Source organism: Streptomyces sp. NPDC001093 (assembly GCF_040298985.1).
In the GTDB taxonomy this organism is placed as follows: domain Bacteria; phylum Actinomycetota; class Actinomycetes; order Streptomycetales; family Streptomycetaceae; genus Streptomyces.
On record NZ_JBEPBF010000295.1, the window covers coordinates 1 to 1,355 of the forward strand.

Annotated in this window: 1 protein-coding gene; it reads right to left on the reverse strand. The window is 68.2% G+C overall.

The genetic code is table 11. The features are described 5' to 3' along the window. Window positions 1-36 precede the first annotated feature (36 nt). Window positions 37-1,283 (reverse strand): IS3 family transposase gene (locus ABT288_RS49960; protein ID WP_502973036.1). Its coding sequence is split into 2 segments (ribosomal slippage): window positions 37-941 and window positions 941-1,283, totalling 1,248 coding nucleotides; the frame shifts between segments, so codons are not numbered across the junction. Window positions 1,284-1,355: the final 72 nt, after the last annotated feature.

Here is a 1,355-nt window from a genome sequence, read left to right on the forward strand (position 1 = left end):
GGGCCTTCCCCCGTGATGGTGGACACGCTTCGTTGATCACGCGGCGAGCGTGAGCTTAGCCGCGTGGTGTCGGCGTTCGTATTCGTTGGGGCTGAGGTGGTCGTTGGCGGAGTGTCGGCGGCGGGTGTTGTAGCGTGCCAGCCAGGCAAATACGGTCCTTCTGCAGGTGCCGGCGTCGCCGTAGTCGCGGGCGCCCTGGAGGGTCTCGCGTTTCAGGGATGCGTGGAAACTCTCGCAGGCCGCGTTGTCCGCGCTGGTGCCGACCGCACCCATTGACCGGGTCACCCCGAGCCGGTCGCAGAGATCGGCGAAGGCCCGGGAGCCGTATTGGGCTCCGTGGTCGGAGTGGAACACGGCGCCGTCCAGGCCGCCGCGGGTCGAGGCCGTCATCTGCAGCGCGTCGGCGACCAGGCCGGTGCGCATGTGGTCGGCGATGGACCAGCCGACGACCTTGCGGCTGAAGCAGTCCAGCACGGTCGCAAGATAGAGGAACCCTCCGCCTGCGAGCGGGAGATACGTGATGTCGCCCATGTATTTCCGCCCCGGCTCGGTGGCGGTGAAGTCCCGCTGGAACAGGTCCGGAACCTGTGAGGCTGCCGGGTCCGGGACGGTGGTGCGGACGCGTCTGCGCAGGCGGATGCCAGTTATGGAGAACGTCCGCATGACGCGAGCGACCCGCTTCTCGTTGATCCGCAGGCCCTTCCCACGCAGCTCAGCGGTCACCCGTGGAGAGCCGTAGGCACCGCCCGACTCGCCGTGGACCTCGCGGATCCGCTCGGCCAGGAGCCGGTCCTCGCTCTGCCGGGACGCCCTCGCCTTCCTGCCGGCAAGCCACTTGTAGTAGCTGGACCGGTTCAGGCCCAAGACCTCGCACAGCCGCTTCACGCCGTAGGCGTCCCGGTAATCGGCGACGAACTGGAAGCGACTCACCAGTTTGTCTCCCCGGCGAAATACTTGGCCGCCTTGCGGAGTATGTCCCGCTCGGTCGCCAGCTTCCGCTCACTCGCCTCGAGCTCGGCCACCCGGGCCTCCAGCTGCCGGATCCGCTCGTCTGGATCGGCGGACGATGCAGCCTGCCCAGCCCGGGCCTTTGGCGTCCCGCCCGCGGACGGAGCAGCGGCAGTGACACCGCGGCGTTCGCGGTCCCGCAGCACCCACTCACGCAGGGTGGCCCGGTTGATGCCCAGGTCGGCGGCGATGCTCTTGTACGTCGCCCCGGGCGTGGACTCGTACAAGGCCACGGCATCGGCCTTGAACTCGTCCGAGTAGTCCTTCATCGCCATCGGCGGTCTTCTCGCTTCCTCCGGATCAAGCAGATCCAGTATCAGCGTGTCCACCACTCAGGGGGAGGCTCC